Source organism: Kitasatospora sp. NPDC002522 (genome assembly GCF_053595195.1).
The window spans coordinates 126,887-152,172 of record NZ_JBSFXE010000007.1 but is presented as its reverse complement, the minus strand read 5'-3'; the positions used below and the strand labels follow the sequence as shown (position 1 = coordinate 152,172).

Annotated in this window: 19 protein-coding genes; 5 read left to right on the top strand and 14 right to left on the bottom strand. The window is 73.1% G+C overall.

From position 1 onward, the window contains the following. Nucleotides 1-4: 4 nt before the first annotated feature. The 5 genes from ACWD4U_RS08225 to ACWD4U_RS08205 form a co-directional block, all read right to left on the bottom strand. Nucleotides 5-1,312, bottom strand: a complete 1,308-nt coding sequence (locus tag ACWD4U_RS08225; protein ID WP_449787141.1) for an MFS transporter — start codon at nucleotides 1,310-1,312, stop codon at nucleotides 5-7. A gap of 86 nt (nucleotides 1,313-1,398) precedes the next feature. Beyond that, nucleotides 1,399-2,670, bottom strand: coding sequence for an MFS transporter (locus ACWD4U_RS08220; RefSeq protein WP_363455321.1), 1,272 nt, complete (start codon nucleotides 2,668-2,670; stop codon nucleotides 1,399-1,401). Nucleotides 2,671-3,031: 361 nt separating this feature from the next. After that, nucleotides 3,032-3,508 (bottom strand): ATP-binding protein, encoded by a 477-nt coding sequence (locus ACWD4U_RS08215; RefSeq protein ID WP_363455324.1) that lies wholly within the window; start codon nucleotides 3,506-3,508, stop codon nucleotides 3,032-3,034. 336 nt (nucleotides 3,509-3,844) lie between these two features. Continuing rightward, the gene (purU, locus tag ACWD4U_RS08210; RefSeq protein WP_363455327.1) at nucleotides 3,845-4,708 is read right to left on the bottom strand and encodes a formyltetrahydrofolate deformylase; all 864 of its coding nucleotides are present in this window, start codon (nucleotides 4,706-4,708) and stop codon (nucleotides 3,845-3,847) included. Between the two features lie 106 nt (nucleotides 4,709-4,814). Further along, nucleotides 4,815-5,255 (bottom strand): SCO4402 family protein, encoded by a 441-nt coding sequence (locus ACWD4U_RS08205; RefSeq protein ID WP_363455330.1) that lies wholly within the window; start codon nucleotides 5,253-5,255, stop codon nucleotides 4,815-4,817. Nucleotides 5,256-5,533: 278 nt separating this feature from the next. Between ACWD4U_RS08205 and ACWD4U_RS08200 the strand changes: the two genes are divergently transcribed. Then, nucleotides 5,534-6,826, top strand: a complete 1,293-nt coding sequence (locus ACWD4U_RS08200; protein WP_363455333.1) for an ABC transporter substrate-binding protein — start codon at nucleotides 5,534-5,536, stop codon at nucleotides 6,824-6,826. A 115-nt stretch (nucleotides 6,827-6,941) separates the two neighbouring features. Here the strand turns inward: ACWD4U_RS08200 and ACWD4U_RS08195 are convergent, their stop codons facing one another. Together ACWD4U_RS08195 and ACWD4U_RS08190 are read right to left on the bottom strand one after the other, a co-directional pair. Further along, nucleotides 6,942-8,051: a hypothetical protein gene (locus ACWD4U_RS08195; protein ID WP_363455336.1), complete on the bottom strand. Its 1,110-nt coding sequence runs from the start codon at nucleotides 8,049-8,051 to the stop codon at nucleotides 6,942-6,944. Between the two features lie 187 nt (nucleotides 8,052-8,238). After that, entirely contained in the window at nucleotides 8,239-9,615 is a 1,377-nt protein-coding gene (locus ACWD4U_RS08190; RefSeq protein WP_363455339.1) for a transcriptional regulator, read from the bottom strand. Nucleotides 9,616-9,870: 255 nt separating this feature from the next. Here ACWD4U_RS08190 and ACWD4U_RS08185 point away from each other — a divergent pair, with 255 nt between their 5' ends. Next, a complete protein-coding gene (locus ACWD4U_RS08185) occupies nucleotides 9,871-10,575 on the top strand; it encodes a bifunctional DNA primase/polymerase (protein ID WP_363455341.1) in 705 nt (234 codons plus the stop codon). A gap of 587 nt (nucleotides 10,576-11,162) precedes the next feature. On the opposite strand, the gene ACWD4U_RS08180 is transcribed toward ACWD4U_RS08185, so the two are convergent. Continuing rightward, on the bottom strand, nucleotides 11,163-11,855 hold the full coding sequence (locus ACWD4U_RS08180; protein ID WP_363455344.1) for a metal-dependent transcriptional regulator: 693 nt from the start codon (nucleotides 11,853-11,855) through the stop codon (nucleotides 11,163-11,165). A gap of 199 nt (nucleotides 11,856-12,054) precedes the next feature. Between ACWD4U_RS08180 and ACWD4U_RS08175 the strand changes: the two genes are divergently transcribed. The 3 genes from ACWD4U_RS08175 to ACWD4U_RS08165 all read left to right on the top strand — a co-directional run bounded on the left by ACWD4U_RS08175 (nucleotide 12,055) and on the right by ACWD4U_RS08165 (nucleotide 14,783). After that, nucleotides 12,055-12,804: an SIS domain-containing protein gene (locus ACWD4U_RS08175; protein ID WP_363455347.1), complete on the top strand. Its 750-nt coding sequence runs from the start codon at nucleotides 12,055-12,057 to the stop codon at nucleotides 12,802-12,804. A gap of 156 nt (nucleotides 12,805-12,960) precedes the next feature. Beyond that, nucleotides 12,961-13,890, top strand: a complete 930-nt coding sequence (locus ACWD4U_RS08170) for a DUF4231 domain-containing protein (RefSeq protein WP_363455350.1) — start codon at nucleotides 12,961-12,963, stop codon at nucleotides 13,888-13,890. A 17-nt stretch (nucleotides 13,891-13,907) separates the two neighbouring features. Further along, nucleotides 13,908-14,783 (top strand): alpha/beta fold hydrolase, encoded by an 876-nt coding sequence (locus tag ACWD4U_RS08165; RefSeq protein ID WP_363455353.1) that lies wholly within the window; start codon nucleotides 13,908-13,910, stop codon nucleotides 14,781-14,783. Between the two features lie 180 nt (nucleotides 14,784-14,963). On the opposite strand, the gene fxsT is transcribed toward ACWD4U_RS08165, so the two are convergent. The 6 genes from fxsT to pdxH form a co-directional block, all read right to left on the bottom strand. Continuing rightward, nucleotides 14,964-18,965, bottom strand: coding sequence for an FxSxx-COOH system tetratricopeptide repeat protein (gene fxsT, locus ACWD4U_RS08160; RefSeq protein WP_363455356.1), 4,002 nt, complete (start codon nucleotides 18,963-18,965; stop codon nucleotides 14,964-14,966). A gap of 87 nt (nucleotides 18,966-19,052) precedes the next feature. Then, the gene (locus tag ACWD4U_RS08155) at nucleotides 19,053-20,312 is read right to left on the bottom strand and encodes a TIR-like protein FxsC (protein ID WP_363455359.1); all 1,260 of its coding nucleotides are present in this window, start codon (nucleotides 20,310-20,312) and stop codon (nucleotides 19,053-19,055) included. Between the two features lie 103 nt (nucleotides 20,313-20,415). Beyond that, nucleotides 20,416-21,204 carry an aminoglycoside N(3)-acetyltransferase gene (locus ACWD4U_RS08150; RefSeq protein WP_363455362.1) on the bottom strand — a complete coding sequence of 263 codons (789 nt, stop codon included), beginning with the start codon at nucleotides 21,202-21,204 and terminating at the stop codon, nucleotides 20,416-20,418. A 13-nt stretch (nucleotides 21,205-21,217) separates the two neighbouring features. Then, entirely contained in the window at nucleotides 21,218-23,599 is a 2,382-nt protein-coding gene (locus ACWD4U_RS08145) for an FxsB family cyclophane-forming radical SAM/SPASM peptide maturase (protein ID WP_363455365.1), read from the bottom strand. Between the two features lie 31 nt (nucleotides 23,600-23,630). After that, entirely contained in the window at nucleotides 23,631-23,816 is a 186-nt protein-coding gene (gene fxsA, locus ACWD4U_RS08140) for an FxSxx-COOH cyclophane-containing RiPP peptide (RefSeq protein WP_363455368.1), read from the bottom strand. Between the two features lie 783 nt (nucleotides 23,817-24,599). Then, nucleotides 24,600-25,223, bottom strand: coding sequence for a pyridoxamine 5'-phosphate oxidase (pdxH, locus tag ACWD4U_RS08135; protein ID WP_363455387.1), 624 nt, complete (start codon nucleotides 25,221-25,223; stop codon nucleotides 24,600-24,602). Nucleotides 25,224-25,286 lie beyond the last annotated feature (63 nt).

Below are 25,286 nucleotides of genomic sequence, written 5' to 3'. Positions count from 1 at the left end.
CAGGCTACGCGGTCATTACCGCGGTCTGCTTCACCCGGCGCAGGGCCACGCAGCACCCGACCGCGATCACGCACAGGGCGCCGGCCGCGTACCAGGTGGCGTCGTAGTCGCCGAACCGGTCGCGGGCCAGGCCGGCCAGGCCCGCCACCGCGGCGGCGCCGATCTGGTGGGCGGCGAGCACCCAGCCGAAGACGATCGGGGCGTCCTGCCCGAAGTAGCGGCGGCAGAGCGCGACGGTGGGCGGGACGGTGGCGACCCAGTCCAGGCCGTAGAAGATCACGAAGGCGAGCAGCGGCGGGCGCAGCGCGTCGCCGAACAGCTGCGGCAGGAAGAGCAGCGAGAGGCCGCGCAGCGCGTAGTACGTGATGAGCAGGCGGGTGGAGTCGAAGCGGTCGGTGAACCAGCCGCTGGCGATGGTGCCGACCACGTCGAAGACGCCGACCAGGGCGAGCAGCGAGGCGCCGGTGGTGACGGGCATGCCGTGGTCGTGCGCGGCGGGGATGAAGTGGGTGCCGACCAGTCCGGCGGTGGTGGCACCGCAGATCGCGAACGAGCCGGCCAGCAGCCAGAACGGGGTGGTGCGGGAGGCCTCGCGCAGCACCCGCAGCGAGCGGACCAGCGCGGAGCCGTCGGTCCGCGGGGGCGGCGGTTCCTCGGTGGCGCCGTAGGGCAGCAGTCCGAGGTCGGCGGGGCGTTCGCGCATCAGCACCAGGACGGGGACGGCGACGGCGGTGGCGGCGAGCGAGATCACCACGACGGCGGTGCGCCAGCCCTGGTGCTCGACCAGCGCGGCGAGCACCGGCATGAAGACCAGGTTGCCGGCCGCGCCGGCGGCGGTCAGCACGCCGGTGACCAGTCCCTGCCGGGCCTGGAACCAGCGGCCGGAGATGGTGGTGGCGAACGCGCCGGCCATCGAGCCGCTGCCGAGTCCGACCAGCACTCCCCAGCACAGGATCAGCTGCCAGGGCTGCGTCATCAGGATGGTGAGGCCGGAGCCGGTGGCTATGGTCAGCAGCGCGCAGACCACCACCAGGCGCACCCCGAAGCGGTCCATCAGGGCGGCGGCGAACGGGGCGGTGAGGCCGTAGAGGGTGAGGTTGACCGAGACGGCGCTGGAGATGGTGGCGTGCGACCAGCCGAACTCGTTGTGCAGGGCGTCCATCATCAGGCCCGGCGCGGAGCGGAATCCGGCCGAGCCGACCAGGACGACCAGCGAGACGGCGGCGACCACCCAGCCGTAGTGCAGCCGGGGGGTGCGGCGGGGCGGGGCGGGGCGGTCGGCCTGCTCGGCGGTGGTGGTCAGTTCTGTCACCTGCCCGAGTCTCCCGGCCGGGGCCCCGCCCGCGCGACGGGGTTTGCTGCCAAAGAACGCACAGATCCTGACGCCGGGCCGGCGGTTCAGTGTCCGCCGGCCACCGGGAGGCCGTCGGGGACCCGGCGCAGGTTGCGGATCGGCGGGCTGAGCAGCAGCGCCGCGGCGGTGCCCACGGTGACCAGGCCGCCGAGGGCCAGCACCTGGTGGGCACCGAAGGCGTTCATGGCGGGTCCGGCGAGCGCGGAGCCGAGCGGGAACATGCAGACCGAGCCGGCCACCTCGTAGGCGTGGATGCGGTTGAGCACCTCGCCGGGCACCTGGGTCTGCACGCTGGTGGCCCACATGACGCCCCAGAAGCTGATGCCGATTCCGGAGACCAGCTGGGCGGCGCCGAGCACCGGCCAGGGCAGGTCGAGGGCGAAGGCGAACTGCTGGACGGGGAAGGCGAGGACGGCGACCGCGCCGGCCGCGAGCGGGCGGGCCGGCTTGATCCGGATCGCGATCAGGCCGCCGACCACGGTGCCGGCGCCGAACATGCCGTAGAGGACGCCGTAGACGGTGGCGCCGTGCTGCGGGATCACCAGGCCGGCCACGATCGGGTTGAGCGGGCCCCAGGACAGCACGGTGAAGGCCATCCAGATCACGATCACGCCCCACATCCAGCTGCGGGCGCGGAACTCGTGCCAGCCGACCACCAGGTTGCGCCACAGGCTGTCGCCGGGCGGCGGGGCGGGGACCGGGCCGAGCCGCAGCGCGAGCAGGCAGGCGGCGCTGACCGCGTACATCACGGCGGCGATCACCATCACCCAGCCGCTGGAGGCGGCGGCCAGCACGCCGGCCAGCGGGGGGCCGGCCAGGGTGGTGAGCGCCTCGGAGATCCGCAGCACGCCGTTGGCGCCCTGCACGTCGCGGGCGACCAGCGGGACGGTGGAGGCCGCGCCGGGCTGGAACATGGCGGCGGCGGTGCCGGCCAGAGCGAGCAGCAGGTAGAGCTGCCAGAGCTGGTCGACGCCGCGGAAGAACAGCACCGCGAGCAGCACCCGGGTGGTCAGGTTGAGCAGGTCGGCGAAGATCATCAGCCGCCGGGCGGTGAACCGGTCGGCGAGCACCCCGCCGACCAGCACCAGACCGGCGAACGGGGCGAGCAGGAAGGCCATCGCGTAGCCGACCGTGGAGGCGGAGTGGCCGGAGGTCAGCAGGCCGGTGGTGACGGCCACCGGGAGCATCGCGTCGCTCAGCAGGCCGGCCGAGCGGGCGGTGAAGTAGAGCCGGAAGTTGCCGGACCAGATGGCCGGGCCGACGGGGGTGCCGAGCGGTGGGGCGGAGACGGCGGGGTGCAGTTCGGGTGCGGTCACGGCCTCAGTTTTGGTGTAGACCACCACCGTTTTCCAGTGATTTTGGGTCACGATGCGGCTTCCCCGCGGAGCCCGGACGGCAGCCCGCCGTGCGCACCCCGAGCACGGCACGGCGGACCGCCGTCCAGGGTGGCGTCCGTGCCCTGAAGCAGCGACGCCGCGCCCCGTGTTCGCCGAGGTTCCGGGCGGCGGCAGCCAACGACCCCCTGTGTCGGCACCGCCCGGTCTCCCTCGGCGTCCCCTCGCAACGGAGCGCCGCACCCAAGAGTGATCAGTCGGATACGTCACGTCAATGGGTTGTCGGAAATTCGGAAGGATCAACGGAGGCGCGGGCGGCGCGCGACCGGCGCGGCCGAGCGGATCAGCGCGCCGAGGCCATCGGCTCGGCCGCGGCCACCGGCTCCAACGCGTCCGCGCAGAGCGCCGGGCCGGAGCGGTCGATCTCGCACCAGACCCGCTTGCCGGAGCCGTCCGGGTACCAGCCCCAGCGCTCGCACAGCAGCTCCACCAGTTCCAGGCCCCGGCCGTTGGTGGCGTCGGCGTCCGGGCCGGCGTGCCGGGGGGCGGGCGCGTCGTGGCTCGCGTCGGCCACCTCCACCCGCAGCGCCGCCGACGGGGCGTCCGCCCCGACCGGCAGGATCAGCCGCAGCACGGCCGGACAGCCGGTGTGCACCACGGCGTTGGTGACCAGTTCGGAGACCACCAGCACCAGGGTCTCGGCCACCGGCGCGTCCGGGGAGATCCCGTTGCCCTGCAGTCTGGCGCGCACCCAGCGCCTCGCGCGTCCGACCTCCGCCGGGTCCGCCTGGACCGCCAGCTGTACCTGAAGTACCTGCACCGTTCCACCACCCGCACTCGGTATTCGGCCCGCCATGGCATCGACACGAATACGCCTCAGGATGATTCCGTCGCGGGGGCGGAGCAAGAGCTTCGGGCATATTCCAGCGTTCGGGGGACGGCGCGGTGCATACTGTCCCGCTCACCTTGCCGGGCTTCGCACGACCGGTCGGTGCCGCTACCCCGCGGGTGCTAAGACCGTACCGCCAAAGGGCGTTCGCCCCTGGCGCGCCACGAGCGAACAACCCCTCCTACATATGTCCAGCGCGCCTCGAACGCCGGACGCGCGCGCCACCCGGCGCGCGCGTCGTGACCGCTCGTCAGACCTGAGCCGCCGTCAGGCGAAGACCACCGTCCGCGAACCGTTCAGCAGCACCCGGCGCTCGCTGTGCCACTTCACCGCGCGGGCCAGCGCCTGGCACTCGACGTCGCGGCCGATCGCCACCAGCTGGTCGGGGGTGACGTCGTGGGTGACCCGGGCGACCTCCTGCTCGATGATCGGGCCCTCGTCCAGGTCGGCGGTGACGTAGTGCGCGGTGGCGCCGATCAGCTTGACGCCACGGGCGTGCGCCTGGTGGTACGGCTTGGCGCCCTTGAAGCTCGGCAGGAAGGAGTGGTGGATGTTGATCACGCGGCCGGACAGCGCCTTGCACAGGTCGTCCGAGAGCACCTGCATGTAGCGGGCCAGCACCACCAGGTCCACCCGTTCCTCGGCGACCAGGTCGAGCAGCGCCTGCTCCGCCTCCGGCTTGGTGTCCCGGGTGACCGCGATGTGGTGGAACGGGATGCCGTACGACTCGGTCAGCTCGCGGAAGTCGGTGTGGTTGGAGACCACTCCGACGATCTCCACCTGCAGCGCGCCGATCCGGGTGCGGAACAGCAGGTCGTTCAGGCAGTGCCCGAACTTGGAGACCATCAGCAGCACCCGCATCCGCTCCGCGGACTCGTGGATCTGCCAGTCCATCCGGAACGAGGCGCCGATCGCCGCGAAGCTGGCCCGCAGCTTCTCCGCCGTCACCGGCTCCTCGGCGGAGAAGTGCACCCGCATGAAGAACAGCCCGGTCCCGGAGTCGCCGAACTGCTGGCTGTCGATGATGTTGCAACCCGTCATGAACAGGTAGCTGGAGACCGCGTGCACGATGCCCTGCTTGTCTGGGCAGGACAGCGTGAGGACGTACTGGGAGCTGGCGGTCTCTTCCATCGTGCGGGGGCCCCGTTTCTCGGCTCGGGTCTTGACAGCGGGGGACCAGCCTGGCACAGATCGGCCCGGCCGTGTTCGGCTGCCCGCCACCCGAGACCGCCGGGGTTCAGAGGGTCGCGGTCAGCTCCCGCAAGGCGTCCAGGCCCACCGGCGGCAGGTCCGGGTCGTCGCCGTCGTTGACCGCCAGCCGGAAGTGCGCCTCGCGGGCCGCCTGCACCGCCTCCGGCCAGTCCTGGTGGCCGAGGAAGAGCGCCGCCGGGGAGTCCGGGCCGACCTGGTGGACGATCCGCAGCACCCGCAGCACCGCCGCGTCCACCGCGACCGCCTCCGCGGAGTCCCGGAAGATCGAGCCGACGTACTTCTCCGCCGACCAGCGGTCCAGCCAGCTGTCCTCGACCAGGCGGTACACCGCGTCGGCGAGGTCGCCGTACCCGGCGACCTGGCCGTGCAGCCAGGCCGCCTGCTGGAAGCCGGGGTCGGAGAGCATGTGCAGCGCCGAGCGGATCCGCGCGCGCCAGCGCCACCAGGGCAGGTCAGTCAGGGGCATGCCGCCCATCGTGCTTGAGCGGCCGCCGGTTCGAGAAGAGGTTCGGGCAGACCGATACCGAGAATCCATGCTGTCTGACACGGGAAACGATCGTACGTTCCCGATCCGTACGACTTCTACACGCGTCACCGATCGTCACCTCCCCGTGTTCCTCCCCCGTTGGCGATCAGTTCACATTGCGTCCCTCTCGGCTTGCCCGGCCCCGACCAGTCTTGGTCAGCCGAACCTGCGCAATGGAGCACGGGACACCCAGCACGTCCAGGGAGGAACAGAGCAGCATGACGCGGACCGGATCCCCCCACCCGCTACCCGCCGTCACCACCGGCCGCCGCCGCACCGTGGCAGCCCTCGCGGCCAGCGCCGCGCTCCTCCCCGCACTCCTGTCCACCGCCGCCTGCGGCGGCCCGGCCGTCGCCGACGCGACCGGCCAGGAGGTCACCGTGATGACCTGGGCCCCGTCCGGCACCGGAGCCTCCGACCGTCCCGGCATGACCGCGCTCGCCGACGCCATCGGCCGCGAGCTCAACTCGCACGGCGGCCTCGACGGACGCAAGGTCCGCGTCCTCACCTGCAACGAGCACGACAGCGCCGACGGCGCCACCGCCTGCACCCGCCAGGCCGTGGACGCGAAGGTGGTCGCCGTGGTCGGCTCCGCCAGCCAGTTCGGCACCAACTTCATGCCCGTCCTCGATGACGCCGGCATCCCCTACCTCGGCGGATACGGCCTCTCCAGCCCGGAGTTCACCAGCCCGCTGTCCTACCCGGTGGCCGGCGGCATGCCCGCCCTGATCGCCGGCAGCGGACGCCAGCTGGTCGACGCCGGCTGCAAGCAGATCTCGCTGATCCGCCCCGACACCCGGGCCGGCGACGCGCTGGTCGGCTACCTCACCGGCGCGGTCAAGCAGACCAACATCAAGCTCACCGACGTCAAGGCGCCGGAGAAGTCCAACGACTACTCCTCCTACGCCCGCAAGGCGATCGGCGACGACAAGTCCGGCAACTGCGTGCTCAGCGCGCTCGGTTCCGAGCCCACCTCCAACCTGCTCGACCCGTACCGCCGCGCCAACCCGAAGAACACCCAGCTCGCCTCGGTGATCGGCTCCTTCCAGCAGTCCGTGGTCGACTCCACCGGCGGCGACAACGGCCCGCTGCGCGGCGCGTACGCCACCGGCTGGTTCCCGGCCGAGAGCTCCAGGGTCTGGGACGCGCTGCGCAACACCGCCCACACCTTCGGCGGCGGCGCCACCATCGACGTCGCCGACCCCGGCGTGCAGACCACCTGGGTCGCCTACGAGGTGCTCCGGCAGGCGGTCGGCCGGATCGACAAGAGCAAGCCGCTCACCGCCAAGGCCCTGCGCGCCGTGCTGGACAGCGGCGAGCCGATCGACACCGCCGGCGCGACCCCGCCGCTCGGCTGGGGCATGACCAACATGCTCCCCAGCGCCGACTCCCCCCGCCTGGTCAACACCTCGGTGACCTTCCAGCAGGTCCAGGGCGGCCGCCTGGTCGAGCAGCGCCAGGGCTTCACCGACGTCCGCTGGGTCCTCACCAACGGCAAGCCCCCGGCGTAAGCAACTCGCAGCGCAGGGGCTACCACCAGGGGCGCGAGGAACTGCGCGAAGCGGAAGGCATAGACGGCAAGATCCGCCCGGCGAGGGAACTCCCTCCCCGGGCGGATCTCGTGCGTTACAGCTCGCTCGCACCCTTGTTCGGCAGCCCCGTCTTCGTGGCGATCGCCCCCCACAGCCCCGCCGCCTGCTCCTTCGCCGTCGTGGCGGAGCCACTCGCGGTGTTGCCGTTGCGGTAGTGGTCGTTGTCCTTCGCCTTGCCCGCGTCGCAGCCGGCGACCAGGTCACCGGCCCACAGGGCGTACTCGGAGTCCGCGCCGGAGGAGGCCTGCCAGGCCTTCTGCAGCTGCTCCACCAGCTTCGCGCCGTCGGGGAGTTGATCGACCTTCAGGTCGCCGAGCTTCTTCAGCAGGTCCTGCCGCTGGGAGGCGGCGGCGGTCAGCGCGGCCTGGGCGTCGGGCAGGCCCTGGCACTTGCCGACGGCGGTGACCGCGTTGACCACCGAGGAGCGGCTGGAGCTGGCGGTGCCGAGCAGGTCGGACATCGCCTGCGCCTGGGCCTTCATCTCGGGGGTGACGGCGCCGGAGCTGGCGCCGGTCGAGGGGGCCGAGGACTTCTGCGCGACCGTGGTGCCCTTGTCCTTGCCGGAGTCGCCGCCGCTGGAGAGCACGCCGATCAGGACCGCGATCAGCGCCACACCGGCGACGCCCGCCCCGATCAGGATCTTCGGGTCGACCTTGCGGCGCTCCTCCGCGGACGCCCAGGACGGTGCGGCCGGGGCCTCGGGCTGCGGCGGGTAGCCGGGCTGCTGGCCACCGTACGACGGGTACTGCTGGGGCTGCTGCGGGGCGGCCTGGTACTGCTGGGGCTGCTGCTGGCCGCCGAAGGTGCCGCCGTAGCCCTGCGGCGGGGTGGGGGCCTGCCCGGCGGCCGGGTAGGCCTGCGGGGCTCCGCCGACCGCGGGGTCGGCGTTCGGGTACGGCGGCAGGTACTGGGTGGCCGGCGCCGGGTCGGCGGCGGGGGCCGCGGCGGGCTGCTGCGGCGCGCCCCAGTACTCGGGGGCGCCGCTCTGCCCGAGCGGCGGCGCGCTCTGCTGCTGCGGGACCGCGGGCTGCTGCTGGGCGGCGGCGCCCGCCGGGTTGCCCTGGCCGTCTCCGGCGGGTTCCGGTCGGAACAGGTCGTCCAGATTGAACTCGCCGGAATTGGGATACGAGCGGCGCTGGCTCAACGCGATTCCTCACCTGTGCACGGCACCGGGATCCCGGGCCTTTCGGTCGCCCGCCGATTTGCTGACGACAGGCCACAACTGCGTGCCCACGCTACCGGTTCACCGGCACAGGTGACTACGTGGGCCGGGGTGTTCTGTGCTAGGGCTTCACGTCACACCCCGGCGGAGCCGGCGTTCCGGCCGTCCGTCAGGCGGCCTCCCCGTCCATCCGGGCGTGGAACTCCCGTACCGCGCGGTGTCCGCGGTACGGCTCCAGCCGGATGCGGAAGTCGTCCAGGTACTCGACGCCGCGGTTGGAGCGCAGTCCGCTGAGCAGCCGGACCGCCTCGGTGCCGGTCTCGCAGGCGCGTTCCAGGTCGCGCTGCTGGAGTTGGGCGGTGGCGAGCAGCACCAGGTCGACGGCGCGGCGGCGGACCCGGTGCGCCGGGTGCAACTCCAGTGCGGTGCGGGCGTACTGCTCCGCCCGCTCGCCCTGCTGCAGGTCGCGGTGACAGTGCGCCAACTCGTCGGCCAGGTAGGCCTCGTCGAAGTGGACGATCCAGTCGGGGTCGTCGGCCGGGTTGCGCCGCTCCATCGCGGCGAGCGCCTTGGCCGCAACGTGCTCGCAGGCGTGGGCGTCGCCGAGCAGGGCGTGGCCCCGGGCCTCGGCGGCGTAGAACATCGCCATCGCGGTGGGGGTGGCGACCGTGCGGGCGCCTTCCTGGGCGGCGCGGGCGAGTTGGGCGATCTCCCGGGGGTTGCCGAGGGTCGCGGCGAGGTGGCTCATCGAGGCGGCGAGCACGTAGCCGCCGTAGCCGCGGTCGTCGGCGGCCTGGGCGAGGCGCAGCGCCTGGATGTAGTAGCGCTGGGCCAGGCCGGGTTGGCCGGTGTCGACCGCCATGTAGCCGGCCAGCTCGGTCAGCCGGGCGACCGCGCCGAAGAGTTGACGGCCCGTCTCCTCGCGGTAGGAGCCGCCGAGGAAGCCGGAGACCACGCTGTTGAGGTAGTGCACCACCACGGGGCGCACGTGGCCGCTGCCGAAGCGGTGGTCGAGGTCGACCAGCATCTGCGTGGTGGCGCGGATCGCGGCCACGTCGGCCAGGCCGACCCGGGTGCCGCCGGCCCGCGCGACCACCGGGTCGGGCGGGGTGATCAGCCAGTCCCGGCTGGGTTCGACCAGCGCGGAGGCGGCGACCGTGGTTCCGGCCAGGAAGTCGCGCTTGCCGACGTCACTGCGCCAGAGTTCGCAGATCTGTTCGAGCGCGGTGGTCAGGCTCGGCGCGAACTGCAGGCCGACGGCGGAGCTCAGGCTCTTCCCGTCGGCCATGCCGATCTCGTCCACGGTCACGCCGCGGCCGAGTTTGCGGCCGAGCGCCTCGGCGATCACCGCGGGGGCCTGCCCGCGGGGCTGCTGCCCGCGCAGCCACCGGGCGACCGAGGTCTTGTCGTATCGCAGGTCAAGGCCGTGTTCGGCGCCGCAGAGGTTGACCCGGCGGGCGAGGCCCGCGTTGGAGCAGCCCGCTTCCTGGATCAGCTGCTGTAGACGCTCGTTCGGCTCTCGTGCGACGAGTGGTCTCGCGGCCATGGGATTTTCTCGCCTCCCCAACGCCGTCCGGACCCGACCGGAGGGCGACGACTGTGCAACACCATGCGGAATACCCACGGTGACGTACCCACTCCCCACGCGCCCGGGTGAATGCCTCTGTGCGCCCCCACTGCGCCCGTTACCGCCCCTGTTCGCCCGGGGCCCCTCGACCAGGATCACCGTCCCGGGTGACAACGCGGATCCCGTTCGAACCGCTCGGCCGGGGGCCGTAACCCGCACTCACGGACGGTAGTTGTGCAGCACGTGGACAACACCCCAGGAGCCCCCGAACAGAACCTGCCCCCGCTGCTGCTCGAAGCCGTCCGCTACGCCGAGGACCGCCACTGGGAGGTGGCCCCCGGCACCTGGCTGATCGACGGCGACGGGCCGACCCGCTGCTCGTGCGGCGAGCCGCAGTGCGCGCTCCCCGGGGCGCACCCGACCGGCCAGGACTGGCGGCGCCGGGCCAGCGCCGGCCCCGGCGTGGTCCGCAAGTGGTGGACGGAGAACCCCGACGCCTCGATCCTGCTGCCCACCGGCCGGGCGTTCGACGTGCTGGACGCGCCGGAGGTGGCCGGCTGCCTGGCGCTGGCCCGGATGGAGCGGATGGGGTTGCAGCTCGGCCCGGTGGTCGCGGTGCCGGCCGCGCCGGGGCGCACTGGGCGGCGGCTGCACTTCCTGGTGCTGCCGGGGGTGGTGGACAAGCTGCCCGACATGCTGCGGGCGATCGGCTGGTCCCCGGACCGGCTGGACCTGGTGGCCCGCGGTGAGGGCGACTGGGTGGTCGCCCCGCCGTCCCGGGTCGGCGGCTACGCCTCCGCGCAGTGGGCCCGTCCGCCGTCCGCGCTGAACCGCTGGCTGCCGGACGCGGCCGAGCTGGTCAGCCCGCTCGCGTACGCCTGCGGGCGGGAGCCGTCGTCCGCACGCCCCGTGGAGCGCGCGGCCGCCGCCGTGCGCTGACGCCCCGAGTTTGCCCTCCGCCGATCCGGTGAGGGCGCACCGCGCGACACCCTGCGCGGCAGCGACGGGCCCGGCCTCCCAACCGGAGGCGGGGCCCGTCGTTCGCACGTCCGGACGCCGATCCTCCGGAAAGGAACGGTGTACCCGCAGGTCAACGGGGCAAGCCCACCGATCGGGTGACAGCGCTCAAGGATTGGCCGCAGCTGCCGAGGGGATCATCTCCAGCGTCAGCACGGGGCGGACGGAGCGAAGGGAGTGAGGCCCGAGGGAGTGAGGGACGCAGTGCCCGAGGGGCTGCCGGGAGGGCGTTCGGACGGGGAAGCCGAATGCGGCAGCGGGAGGGAGGCCGGGGCGGCGGCGCGGGGAGCCGCCTCCCGGCCACAGCGGGAGGGGATCGGCGGGGGACACCGGAGGGGAACCGGCGGGGGAACGGGGAGGAGCGGGAGGGACGGGAGGGAACGCGCGGGGCCCGGTGCGGGGACACACCGGGCCCCGAGGCGTGCCGCACGCGGGACGACCGCGGAACGCAGCGCGCTGGCGCCGCGACGACGGGCGGGAACTACGGGCTGTGGGCTACCGGCGACCGGCTACGGCTGGGCGACGAAGACGTGCGCGGCGATCTCCTTGCCGAGCTCGGCCGCGCTCTCGCCGCTGCCCACCAGCACCCCGCCGGAGGCGGGCGAGACCCGCACCGTGGCGCCCGGGCGGACCCCGGCGCGACGCAGCGTGCGCATCAGCTCACCGTCGGTCTGGATCGGCTCGCCGATCCGGCGCACCACGACGTCGGCGCCGTCCGCGGCGACCACGATGTGCTCCAGGGTGACCAGCCCCGCGTCGTAGCCCTCGCCCTCGGCCTTGGTGTCGCCGAGCTCGTCCAGCCCGGGGATCGGGTTGCCGTACGGGGACTGGGTGGGGTGGCCGAGCATGGCGAGGACCTTGCGCTCGACGGTCTCGCTCATCACGTGCTCCCAGCGACAGGCCTCCTCGTGGACCTGCTCCCACTCCAGGCCGATCACGTCGACCAGCAGGCACTCGGCGATCCGGTGCTTGCGCATCACCCGGACCGCCAACCGGCGGCCCTCCTCGGTGAGTTCGAGGTGCCGGTCCTCGGCGACCTGGAGCAGGCCGTCGCGCTCCATCCGGCCCACCGTCTGGCTCACCGTCGGACCGGACTGCTCCAGCCGCTCGGCGATCCGGGCGCGCATCGGGGTGATGCCCTCCTCCTCCAGCTCCAGGATGGTGCGGAGGTACATCTCAGTGGTGTCGATCAGCCCTGACATCGCCCCTGGCTCCGTTCTTCGGTGTCCTCACCGCCAATTCTGACGTACCGCGATGACAACCGGATGCGCCCGGAGCCTATGCCCGGGCCTTTTCGTTCCTGTTGACAGCGCGCCACCCCAGGCAGCACCGTGCACGCCGTATCTTTCTCCATGCCGCGGTCTGGACCACCTGACCGCCCACGAGCTGGACGGAGTTGTGATGACCGAGCTGGTCGGCCGGTACCTGGACGCCGCGGTGGCCCACCTGGAGCGGATCCGGGCCGAGGAGGGCGCCAACATCGACGCCGCCGCCGAGTTGCTGGCCGAGGCGGTCGAGCACGGCCGGCGGATCTTCACCTTCGGCGCCGGGCACTCCTCGCTGGCCGCGCAGGACGTGGTCTACCGGGCCGGCGGCCTGGTGGTGATGAACCTGCTGAACGTGCCCGGGATGACCGGGGTCAACGTGATGCCCGCGCACCTGGGCAGCGCCCTCGAGCGGGTCTCCGGGCTGGCCACCACCACCCTGGACCTCACCCCGGCGCGCAGCGGCGACCTGCTGTTCCTGATCTCGCTCTCCGGCCGCCAGGTGATGCCGGTCGAGCTGGCCCGGCACGCCCGCGACCGCGGGATGAAGGTGATCGGCGTGACCTCGCTCGCCTATCCCGGCGCGGTCTCCTCCAACCACCCCTCCGGCACCTACCTCAAGGACAACTGCGACGTGGTGCTGGACAGCAAGATCGCCCTCGGGGACGGCGAGCTCTCCCACCCCGCCGCGGGCGCCCCGTTCGGCTCGGTCTCGACCATCGTCACCAGCGCGCTCATGCAGTCGGTGATGTCCTCCGCGATCGGCAAGCTCGCCGACCGGGGCATCACCCCTCCGCTGTTCCGCTCCGGCAACGTGGACGGCGGCACCGCGTGGAACAACAAGGTGATCGCCGACAACGCCGACCGGATCTACTACGCCTGGTGAACCGACTGCGGGCGGCCGTGGCCGGGGGACCGTTAATCGGCCAACTCCTTTGATCGCCGCGTAAGTTCATCCGCAACAGGGAAGGACTCCCGAGACCGGTGAGACGGGCGGCGGGGGTCGGGGATGCAGGCTGGGGCGGGGCGTTCGATCGGCTTCGTGCGGGAGCAGGACCTGCTGCCCGGGCTGTTCTGGGCCGCCGACGGGGCGTCCCTGCAGGGCCAGGCCCGGGCGGTGGCGCTCGCCCGCTGGGAGCTGCTGATGCTGGTGGTCGCCGCCTTCGCGGGCTCGGCCGACGGCGCGCTGTGGGCCTGGGCCGCCGCCCTGGCCTACCTCGGCGCGCTGTTCATGGCCGTCATGGTGGCCTGGCAGAACCCGCAGCGGCTCTGGTACGACGGCCGGGCGGTCGCCGAGTCGGTGAAGACCCTGGTGTGGAAGTACGCCGTGCGGGCCGACTCCTACCAGCCGCCGCCCCGCAAGCTACCCGACGCCGAGCGCCTGTACGACATCCAACTCGCCGGAATCCTCAGCGAGTTCGACAGCGACCGGGTCACCCCCGGGGTGTCCGAGGAGCTGCGGGTGTGGCGCGCCCCGGCCCGGCACCCGCAGATCACCGAGACCATGGAGAAGCTGCGCGACCAGCCGCTCTCGGTGCGCCGCGAGACCTACCTGCGCGAGCGGGTGCGCAGCCAGCGCGACTGGTACCAGGCCAAGGCGATCCAGTGCCGCAACGCCACCCGCCGGGTGGGCCGGCTGGCCATCGTGCTGCCCGCGGCGGGCCTGCTGCTCGCGGTGCTGCGCGCGCTCGGCCAGTTCAGCTTCGACGCGCTCGGCGCGATCTCCGCGGTGGCCGCCTCGATCGCGGCCTGGGCCCAGCTGCGCCAGTACCGCCCGCAGGCCGCCGCCTACACCCTCGCCGCGGCCGAACTCTCCAAGGTGGAAGCCCAGTTGGCGTCGCTGAACGTGACGTCCGAGGACGCCGAGGAGATCTGGGCCCGGCTCGCCCGGGACGCCGAGGACGCCATCTCCCGGGAGCACACCACCTGGCAGGCGCGCCGCGAGGTGCGCAGCCTGGACATACCCAACTGAGCAGGAGGCGCCGAGTGGTGACACGGAGGATCGAGGCGGAGGGCGGACGCGTCCTCGCGGTCGAAACATCCGGGGACCCGTCCGGCAGACCGGTGTTCCTGCTCCACGGCACCCCCGGCAGCCGGGTCGGACCCGCCCCGCGCTCGGCCGTGCTGTCCCGGATGCGGGTCCGGCTGATCTCCTTCGACCGCCCCGGCTACGGCGACTCCACCCGGTTGCCCGGACGGCAGGTCGCCGCCGCGGCCGAGGACGTGCGGACCATCGCGGACGCCCTCGGGCTCGGCCGGTTCGCCGTGCTGGGCCGCTCGGGCGGCGGCCCGCACGCGCTCGCCTGCGCGGCGCTGCTGCCCGACCGGGTGGTGCGGGCCGCCACCCAGGTCTCGCTCGCCCCGCGCGACGCGGAGGGCCTGGACTGGTTCGCCGGGATGACCGCCTCCAACGAACGCGCCTACCGCCAGGCCGAGTTGGGGCAGCCGCGGATCGCCGGGCCGTTCCAGGTCCGGTCGCGGGTGATCCGCCGCGACCCGGCCCGGCTGATCCGCGACCTGGTCCCCGAACTCCCGCCGCCGGACCGCACCGTGGTCGCCGATCTCGGCATCCGCCGGATGCTCCACTCCACCTACCGCCAGGCGTTCCGGGTCGGCGCGGACGGCTGGATCGACGACGTCCTCGCCTTCATCGCCGACTGGGGCTTCTCCGTCGACGCGATCCGCGCCCCGGTCCGCCTCTGGCACGGCGCGGACGACAAGTTCTCCCCGGTCGGCCACTCCGCCTGGCTCGCCGACCACATCCCCGGCGCCCAGCTCTACCTGGAACCCGGCGCGGCCCACTTCGGCTCGCTGAAGGAGATGACCGACGCCATCCGCTGGGCCGCCAGAGGCTTCGCCGACTAACGGCTGCGCCCCGCCAGGCTGCGCCCCGAGACGGGCGCGGGGAACTGCGCGAGCAACCGATCCCCCGCCGCAAGATCGCGCCACGGTGCAAGTCACTGCCCGCGTCGCGATCTTGCTGGTGGGTGCCTTCCGCTTCGCGCAGTTCCCCGCGCCCCTTGCGGGGCGCAGCCTCGCGGAGCGTCAGAGCGGTTGCGGCTCCAGGTCTCGGTTGGAGCGCTGCCAGCTGCGGGCGGCGATCACCGTGGGGTGCTCCTCGCCGAAGAGTTCGACCAGGGCCGCGACGGCGTGCAGTCGCAGGGCCTCGGCCTCGCTGCGACGGCCGGCCGCGCGGAGGGTCACCGCGAGGTTGGCCTGGCAGACCAGGGCGTCGGGGTGGGTGGCGCCGTACCGCGCGGCGAGGCCGTCGTACGCGGTCCGGCCGAGCTCCTCGGCCTCGGCGAGCTGGCGGTTCTCGGCGAGCGAGTTGGAGAGGTTGATCACCGCGTTGAGGGTGAACGGGTGGTCCTCGCCGAGGACCCGGGTGAGGCCCTCCGCGGCGGCCTGGCCGTGCCGGATGGCGCCGGCCAGGTCACCGGAGCCGCGCAGGTAGATGCCGAGGTTGTTCTCGCAGGCGAAGGAGAACGGGTGGTCCTCGCCGAACAGCCGGCGGTGGCCCTCGTAGGCGTCGGCGGCGATGTCGCGGGCGGTCTCCTTGTCGCCGGCCGCGCTGAGGTCGGCGGCCAGGTTGAGCCGGCAGGCGAGGGCGTCGGCGAAGTCGGGGCCGAACAGGTCGACGTACCGCTCGTAGGTGCGCTCGGTGAGTTCGCGCGCCTCGGAGAACTGGCCGGCCCGGCGCAGCGAGACGGCCAGCGACTTGGCGTTGCGCAGCTCCTCGGGCAGGTCGGACTGCGGGAGGTCGGCGAAGGCCTCGGTGACCTCCCGCAGGAGTTCCACCGACGCCTTGTAGTGGCCGAGTTCGCGCAGGTCGCGGGCGAGGTTGGACTTGGTGCCGAGGGTGTACGGGTGGCGCGGGCCGCGGACCGCCGCGTTGCGTTCGAGGGTGTCCTGGTCGAGGTCGCGGGCGGCCTCGCTGTTGCCGACCAGGCGGTGGTCGATGGCGAGGTTGTTGGCGACGGTGAGGGTGCGCGGGTCGTCCTCGCCGAACAGTTCGGTGAACTGGTTGAAGGTGTCCTGGTCGAGGGCGAGCGCTTCCTGGAACCGGTTGAGGTACCGCAGGTCGGCGGCCATCGAGTTGGCGGTCATCAGGGTGTACGGGTGGTGCTCCCCGAGGAGTTCGCGCTGGCCGACCAGAGTGGCCTGGTTGAGCGCCAGCGCCTCGGTGTAGGAGCCCTGGGAGCGCAGCACGTTGGCGATCTGCAGCCGCAGGCTGAGGATCTGCCGGCGCCAGACCTTCTGCTCGGCGAGGTCGGGTTCGACGTCGGAGCGCTCGGTCCAGGTGGTGTCGAGCTGGCGGCCGAGTTGCAGGGCCTGTTCGAGGTCGACGCGCTTCCACAGGTAGCGGACCCGGTCGATCAGCAGTTCGCGGACCTCGCGCTCGTCGCAGTCCTGCGCCCTGGAGGGCGTGAGGTGCGGCCAGATCTTCTCCAGGGTGGGCCAGTTGGCGGGGTCGTCGGTGTCGCCGCGGGGCGGCCGGGCGTTCACCAGGATGCGGTGGACCTGGTGCATGGCGGTGTTGCGCTCGGCCTCGGTCATGCCGCTGCGCACGACGGCCTGGACGAGCCGGTGGACCTGGAAGGAGTCGGAGCCGGCGTCGGTCTTGGCGAGCGCGTAGCGGCTGACCGAGCGGAGCACCTTGCCGAGCAGGAAGGTGTCGGTGAGCTCCTCGTCGTACGGGTAGAGGGCGAGGCGCATCTGCTCGGAGAAGAAGAACTGGTTGAGCGAGATCGGCTCGGGCGCGAAGAAGGCGCACAGTTCCAGCAGCCGCACCGCGGCCGGGGACTGCTCGCGCAGCCGGGCGATGGAGACGTTCCAGGTGAGGCCGACCGGGGTCGGGTAGTCGACCGGGGTCTCGCCGGCGGCGAGCACCTTGGTGGCCTCGGCCTTGAGCTGGTTGACGTAGCTGTCGACGGGGGTGCGGGTGGTCTCCAGCCAGGCGGCGGCGACCTCGACGGCCAGCGGGAGGTCGCCGACGGCCTCGGCGACCCGGCCGGCGTCCTCGCGGGTCAGGCCGCGGACCCGGCGGGTGAGGTGGTCGACCGACTCGGTGCGGTCGAAGACGTCGACGTTGAGCACCCCGGCCTGCCCGGACCAGCCCTGGTTGCGGGAGGTGACGAGGATGTGGCCGGGCCCGTCGGGGAAGAACCGGCGGATGTCGGCGGGCTCGTCGGCGTTGTCGAAGATCAGCAGCCAGTTGGCGGTGGGGAGGCCCTGGCGGAGCGCGTCGCGGGCGGCCTGGGCGGCCTCGTTGACGTTGTCGCCGACCCGCAGGCCGAGCCGGCCGGCCAGTTCGGCGAGGTCGACGACGACGTTCTCGCTCTGCTCGGCGTCGATCCACCACACCAGGTCGTAGTGCGACATGTAGCGGTGGGCGTACTCCAGCGCGACCTGGGTCTTGCCGACGCCGCCGAGGCCGTACAGGGTCTGCGGCGGCGGGAGGACGGCGGTGGTGCCGCCGGCCAGCTGGGCGCGCAGGTCGTCGAGGACCTTGACCCGGCCGGTGAAGGAGTGGTTGCGCTGCGGAACCTGCCAGAAGGTGGGCTTGGTACCGGGGAAGCGCGGCGCGCCGGGGGTTCGGTCGGGCAGTTCGGTCTCGCTGCGGCCGAGGGCGCGCAGCAGGGCCAGCGCGGCGGCCTGCTCGTCGCGGCCGATCAGGTCGACCGGGTTGCGGCTGTTGTACGGCGCGTTGAGGCGGACGTCGGAGACCCGGACCGGGATCAGCTGGCGGCGGGCTCCGGCCGGGTCGGCGAGCACGGTGCGGTCCCACAGCGCCTGGGCCTGCGGCGACTGCAGGTAGGCGGCGGAGAGCAGCGCGACGGTGCGGTACGCGGAGTCGATGCCGCGGCCGGTGGCCTCGCGCGGGTTGGCGCCGGCGCCGAGGTCGCGCGGGACGACGCGGTAGCCGGCGTCGGCGAGCAGGGCGGAGATCCAGTCGGCCCAGGCCCGGTCCTCGGGGACGTAGCTGAGGTACAGGTCGGCGGGGGCGGTGGGGCGGCGGCGGGCGAAGCCGTCGAGGTGACGCAGCCTCAGGTCCTCGGCCATCGGCGGGAGTCCGGCGACCCGGCCCTGGGTGATCTCCCGGGTGAGGCGCTCGTTGGCGGCGAGCATCGAGCCGGGCAGGCCGGGCTGGTCGCCGAACGGGGCGAGGATCTCCTCGTAGGCGTAGAACGGCCGGTAGGGGATCTCCACGCCGGCCCAGTAGCGGTTCAGCTCCTGGTCGCCGAGGGCGGCCGGCAGGCCGGCGAACTTGATCCGGGCCAGCGCCCGGCCCGCGTCGGCCTTCTCCTTCTCGCCCTCGTCGATGCGCATCGGCACCGGCAGGATGCGGATCTCGCGGTCGCCGTAGCGGTCCTCGATGACCCGGGCGATCCGCGAGGCGCCGTCGATCGACTGGTCGCTGAGGGTGAAGCAGACCACCAGGTCGTCCGGCATCTCGACGGTGCAGATGTCGGCGGTGTCGGTGAGGCCGGTACGGCTGTCGATCAGCACGTAGTCGTAGCGGCGCTTCATGTCGACGCGCAGCGACTGGATGAAGCGCTGGCCGTCGTAGCGCTCGTACAGCAGGTCCCAGTCGAGCCGGGCCACCGAGTAGTCGCGGTTCTGCTGCCCCGCCGGGACCAGGTCGATCCGGCCGCCGCCGGGGAAGTGCGGCCAGGCCAGCGAGAGGGCGTGCGGGTGGATCCGGGCGAAGTCCTCGATCCACTCCGGGTCGCGGTCGACCGGGCGGCGGGCCTCCTCCAGGTAGTCCGCGAACAGGTCCATGATCCCGGTGGTGGCGGCGACCACCTCGGGGTTGAGGAAGGGCCGGAAGAACTGGCCGAGGCCCGGGGCCTCCAGGTCCCAGTCGACGGTGAGCACCCGGTAGCCGTTGGCGGCCAGGATCCAGGCGGTGTTGGCCAGCGCCATGGTGCGCCCGGTGCCGCCCTTGTAGGAGTAGAAGGTGACGATCCGGCCGTGCCGGTCCTCGCCGGTCGCGTCGCGGCGGCGTGCCTGGATCTGCGGGCCCTTGGCCGGCCTCTCGGTCATGACGTTCCCTCCCTGGGGCCGCTGGTGCCCGTAGTCCCGCACGCCGTGCCGCCGGACGGGATCCCGACCGTCCGACGTTGTCTCAACTCATGGGCCGATACTGGGTTTCCGGTACCGCGGTCCGTCGTCGTCACGGTCCGTGCGGTCGCGGTTGTGCTGGTCGTGGGCGGTGCAGGCGCGCATCACCGCGCGTTCCATCTCGCCGCGGAACTCCTCCAGGCTGCCCGGGGCGCCGCTGGCCCCGTCGTCCCGCAGGGTGGGCTTGGGCCGGGCGCCGCGGCTGACGGTCAGCACGCTGTCGCCGATCTCGTTGAGCATGCGTTCGTTGTCGCGGCTCTGCTGGTCGTCCCGGTTCCAGGGCTCCAGGATCGCCACCGATCCGAGGTTGCGCCGGTCCAACCGCCGGATCGCCTCGGCCCGTTGGCCGTCCAGGAAGGCCCAGCGGTCGACCAGCAGCACGCACGGGGCGGCCGGTCGCTCGCTGGTCAGCAGGTGGTCGGACTCCTCCTCGAACTCCCGCACGGTGGGCTGGAAGCCCATGTTGCGGGCGACGTCGGCGGCGTCCTGGGCGAGCGGCCGGGTGGAGTCGGGGCGGAACGGCTGCCAGTCGGTGCGGCGCTCCCCGTACCAGGTGGCGCTGCGGTTGGGCGGCAGTTCGGGCTGCCGGTAGGAGTAGACCGAGATCCGCACCCGGTCGGCGACCTCCGGCGGGTCGAACGCGGACGGCTGGGTCTCGAAGTCGTGGGTCTGGCCGACCGGGATGACGGTCTGGTCGGCGACGTCGACGATCCGCTGGGCGAGGCGCCACACGGCGGTGTGGTACTGCGAGCTGTAGGACGCGATCTTCATCAGCGCGTACAGGCCCTCGGCGGCGTAGTCGGCGCCGAAGCTGTCGTGGTTGAACTGGAGCTCGCCGGCCACCCGGGGCAGCGTGTAGTGGTCCATCGGCACCCACAGCGCCGGGACGATGCCGGTCATCCGGTCCGCGCTGGGCCGGCGCTGGTAGACCGAGCGCCGGGTGAACAGGTGCCACTCCCGGCCGCACGCCTCGGACTTGAAGTACCTCGGCGAGTACAGCGGCACGAACACCCGGCAGGTGGCCAGCTCCCGGGAGAGCCGCTCGGCCCACTTCTGGCCCTGGTGCATCGAGCGGTCCATGAACCCGATCGGGTGCCCGGCCGGGGCGTCGGTGATCTGGAAGATCGCCTCGCACAGGTCCTGGTAGAGCTTGGCCACCCAGAGGTTGGGGTCCGCGGCGCCGCGCGAGTTGACCTTCGGGGTGTGCGCGTAGCTGAGGAAGAAGTACGGCCTCGGTGCGTCCTTCGCCCGGCCCGCTGGGCTGTTCACACGCGCCTCCCCCGAGCCCGCCTGTCACCTGTTCCCCCGAAAGGGTCTCAAGTGTAGGAAGGTTCGGAGCCCGAATGGAATAGGGCCTTGATCTGACGTGTGCTCAAATCCGGCGGTTTCTGAACCACTTGTCGGCGAGGTCGACCGCGTCACGGATCGGCATCAGGAAGCAGTCGGCGTCCCCGACCCGCCCGGCGACCAGCGATTCCAGCCCCGCGGAGAGCGCCTCGCCCATGTCCGGGAAGTGCTCGTCCTCCAGCCGCACCCCGGTGAAGGACTCCCAGCGGCGCCCGCCGTCGGGTTCCCGCACCACGCAGCTGTACTGCTGCGGCCGGCGGTCCGGCTGCCAGTACTCCAGCAGGTGCAGCGGGGTGCAGCACCACACCGGCACCCCGATCATCAGCGCCCGGGCGCCGGACAGGTACAGCCGCTCCACCGGCGAGCCCTCGCCCAGGTGGCTGGGCAGCGGGTGACCCTGCGTCAGGTGCGCGGCGGCCGGGCCGACCGCGCTGAACGAGGTCTGCGGATGGCCGCTGCGCAGCGCCCCCGGCAGCAGCCGCACCTCTTCGGCGAGCCGGCCCATGGTCGGCGAGGCGGGGGTGGCCGCGGCGTCCCACGCGGGCATCGCCGCGTGGTATTCCCGCAGCTGGTCGGGGGTCATCGCGGCGGTGGCCCGGCGGTAGTACGGCGAGGTCCGGGAGTTCTCGGGTGTAGCGGTGTACACGACCAGCGTGCCGTCCGCCCCGAGCGCCTCCCTGAGCGCCCCCACCACCCCGGGTGCGCCCTGTGCGACCGGTCCGAGCGCGCGCAGCGAGGACTGCACCAGCAGCGTCTCGCCCTCCGTGATCCCCAGCGCGCGCAGGTCGCCGGCCAGCTCGGACTGCGAGTACACCTCTGTCCTCCGGTCAGGCTCGGGCGGCGGTGGCCCGCCAGGCGGCGAGGTTGTCGGCGGCGGCCCGGCGGGCGGCGTCTTCGGCCGGCGCGCCGACCGGCACCGCGAGCGCCGGGGCGAGCGCGGCCCGCATCCCCGCGGCGAAGCGCTGTCCCAGCGGGGTGAGCGACCCGGAGTCGGCCAGCGTCTCGACCGCCTCCGCGGTGTGCGCCCGCCAGGTGGCCAGGTGCAGCCGCGCGGCGTCGGCGGCGGCCCCGCCGATGCCGTCGAAGGACCGCACCCGGGCGGCCCAGAAGTCGCTGACCGCCAGGTGCGCGTAGGTGCCCTGCAGCAGGCCCTCCAGCGGCCGCGGGTCGGGCCGCCACGGCGCGTAGTACCGCCGGTCGTCCGCCCGGTCGTACAGGTCGTGCAGGTCGAGCACCGCGCCCAGCTTGACGTGCTGGAACTCGTGGGCGAGCAGCAGCGCCAGGACCGGTGCGGTGGCCGGGCGGGCGATGCCGACCGCGCCGAACGCCTGCCGGGCGGCGGCGCTGACGTCCCGTCCGTCCGGTCCCGGCGCGAGCGGGGTGACGGTGCCCAGGCCCGCGGCGATCCCCGCGGCGTAGTCGGGCAGGTCGCGGCCGAGCAGTTCCCAGGCCTCGCGCAGCGCGCCGGTCCAGTCCAGCAGTTCGCCGTCGCCGAGCCGCTCGGCGGCGGGCCACTGGTGGCTGTCGCGCTGCGGGTCGGTGTCCTCCAGGGCGAGCGTCCAACCGGGCAGCGCGAGGCGGCGTACGGGCTGCCACAGGTGGTCGCCGGCCCGGTCCCAGCCGATCGTGTGCTCGCCGCAGCGCAGCCCGTCCGGGCCGCCGGCGAGCACCGCCTCGGTGCGGCCGTCCAGCCGCAGCCGGCCGAGCGTCGGCAGGTGCAGCCAGCCGGCGCGGACCGGCAGCGGCAGTTCGAAGTCCAGCCGGGCGCGGGCCGCCGCGGCGGCCGCCAGCTCGGCCAGTCCGCCCAGGTCGCCGTCCGGCTCGCCGCCGAGGCAGCGCACCGCCCAGGCCCGGGTGTACGGGTGGGCGAGCACCGCGTCGAGCGCGCCGGGGGCCTTCCGGTCGGCCTCGGTGAGCAGCTGCCAGGCGGGCGAGCCGCCCGCCCCGACGGCGGCCACCAGCCGCCGGGAGAGCTCCAGTTGGGCCTTGGCGAGAGCGCCGACGGCGTCCGCGCCGCCGAGCCCGCGGGCCAGTTCGTCCAGGTGCGCGTCGGTGAGCGGCTGCCGCCCCTGGGCGGGCACCGCGGCGCTCGCGCCGACCCGGTCGCGGATGGTGGTGATGAGCTTCATGAGGTCCCCGCAGAACACCGACGGGTTGTCGAATCCCCGGCCGGATCGGTAACGGTGGGCGTAGAGGCCGCCGCCGCAGGAGCGGACCACCGGGCAGCCGCGGCACTCCTCGGCCAGCCCCGCCAGCCCGGACTGCCGCTGGAGCATCCCCGGGTGCCGGGCGACCTCGTCCAGCGAGTGCGCGAACACGTCGAACCCGGTCGCGGGCGCGCCGTCGTAGGCGGTCTTCAGGCTGTCGGCCTGCTCGAGGCTGCCGTCGGTCTCCACCACCACCAGGTCGGCGGGGTCCAGGCCGAGCGACTCGGTCAGGCTGGAGCGTCCGCGCAGCGTCCGGTGGACCGAGTCGAAGATCCGCACCGGCACCGGCCGCCCCTGCTCCTCCCAGCGCCGGTAGACCGCCAGCAGCCAGTCGGCGTACGGGGTCGGACCCGCGCCGTCCGGCCGCTTCGGCGGCTGGTCCCAGGTGGCGTGCGGCAGCAGGAAGTCGATCCGGGGCGGCTGCTCGGCGAGCAGCGCCTCGTAGACCGCGACCGGGTCGTTCTCGACGTCGATGGTGCACAGCAGTCCGGCGTACAGGTGCCGGTACGCGGGGCGGCGCAGCAGCTCCAGTGCGGCCAGCACCTTGCCGTGGCTGCTGCGGCCGTCGGCGAAGCGGCGGTGCCGGTCGTTGGCGAGCCGGTCGCCGTCCAGCGAGACGCCGACCTTGACGCCGTGCTCGGCGAAGAGCTCGCAGAACTCCTCGTCGAGCAGCACCGCGTTGGTGTGGATCCGCAGGTCGAGCGCGCAGCCCTCCGGCAGCGCGGCCCGCAGCAGCTCGGCGGCCCGCCGCAGCCGCGGCTTCCCGGCGAGCAGCGGCTCCCCGCCGTGCAGCACGACGTGCACGGCGGGGAGCCGGTGGGCCCGGGCATGGTCCCCGATCCGCTCGGCCGTCCGTACCAGCACGTCGTCCCCGGCGGCCTTGGGCAGGCGTTTCCAGGTGGTGTCGGCGTGCTCGTACACGTAGCAGTGGTCGCATGCGAGGTCGCAGCGGCTGTGCACCTTCACCACGAACTGGCTGAAGGGGACGGGGTCGTGCGTCATGGGGCGAACCGATTCAGCGGGGCCCGGGGGGTCAGATCGAGGACTGGAACGCGGCCACCGCCACCTGCCTGGCGGCGGCATCCGGCAGCACCCGCTCGATCTGGGCGGCCAGCTCGTCGGAGTCCAGTGCGGCGAGATCGGCCAGCGAAGGCCGATCGAAAGCGACCTGAGCCCCGGTCAGGTCTTCGGCCGGGTTCGCGGCGAGTGCAGTCGTCATGGCGTTGCCCTCTTCAGGTGAGGCGTGCGAATGGGGAAGCGAAACTCGGCGCCGCAGCCTGAAGCCACAGCGTCACACTGCGGCACACCTCGGAGAAGCATATGGGACTCCCGACTCCGCAGTCGAAGGCCGATCGACCCCGATCTCTTCGCGTCTCCGTTGACACCAAAGGGAGTTGACGCCCCACCAGATGTTTACGCAGCTCAAAAGACCACCCGTTCAGCGGTACCAGCGATTCGACCGCTCGTGCTACCCCCCCGAACACCCGGCCCCCGACACGCCGCCACACTGGCCGTGCCACCTGCCCACCTCGTACAGTGACCGCACCCGCGCCCGGCGCGGGAGAACGAAGAGGGGCCGCGCCCACCACCTCGGCAGTCGCGACCCGTCTCCGTGTGTGCACCACTTCCCGCGAGGGCCCGGCTGCCACCGGGCCTTTCGCATGTCCGGGCTACTTCAGCAGCAGCTCCACCGCCGTGACGACCGCCAGGCACCAGGTGCCTGCCGTGAGCGCCCACGTGGCCCGGACGAGCGAGTCCGCACGACCGCGCTCGCCTTTCCGAACGCCCATGGTGGGACTCCTTCCTCTGCTCCAGCGGGTAGACCCCGCACGGTGGCGGTCCGGCCACCTGGCCATCGCGCCCGCACCCCACCCTGGAGCAGCACACCCGCAGCGTAGCGCTAGCGGTCTACGCCAGCCCGGACTTCACCCGTACATCGGTACCGACGGTTCGTCTCCTCGTGCCAACGGTCGAACGCCTGCACCCGCCGCGCGACTTCCGGTCAGGGGCAGAGCCGCTCCACGCGCCAGCCGTCGGCTTCGGCGAGGAAGCGGAGGCGGTCGTGGAGGCGGTTCTCGCGGCCCTGCCAGAACTCGACGGTGTGGGGGATGACGCGGTAGCCGCCCCAGAACGGGGGGACGGGGACGCCTTCGCCTTCGGGGTAGCGGGCGGCGAGGTCGGCGTAGCGGCGTTCCAGGACCTCGCGGTCGGCGACCGGGCTGGACTGCTCGGAGGCCCAGGCGCCGAGCTGGGAGCCGTGCGGCCGGGTGCGGAAGTACGCGGCGGTCTCGTCGCGGCCGACCTTCTCCACCCGGCCGGAGACCACCACCTGGCGGGCCAGCGCGATCCAGGGGAAGAGCAGCGAGGCGTTCGGGTTGGCGGCCAGGTCGGCGCCCTTGCGCGAGCCGTAGTTGGTGTAGAAGACGAAGCCGCGCCGGTCGAAGCCCTTCAGCAGGACGGTGCGCGAGCTGGGGATCCCGTCGGCGTCGGCGGTGGAGAGCACCATCGCGTTGGGCTCGACCACGCCGGCCTCGTCGACCTCGTGGAACCAGCGGGTGAACTGGCTGAAGGGATCGTCGGCGAGCTGCGCCTCCAGCAGGCCCTCGTGCTGGTAATGCTTGCGCATCACGGTGAGGTCCGGCCCTGGCCGGTCCTCGGTGGGCGTGGAGAGGGCGCTCGGGTGACGTTC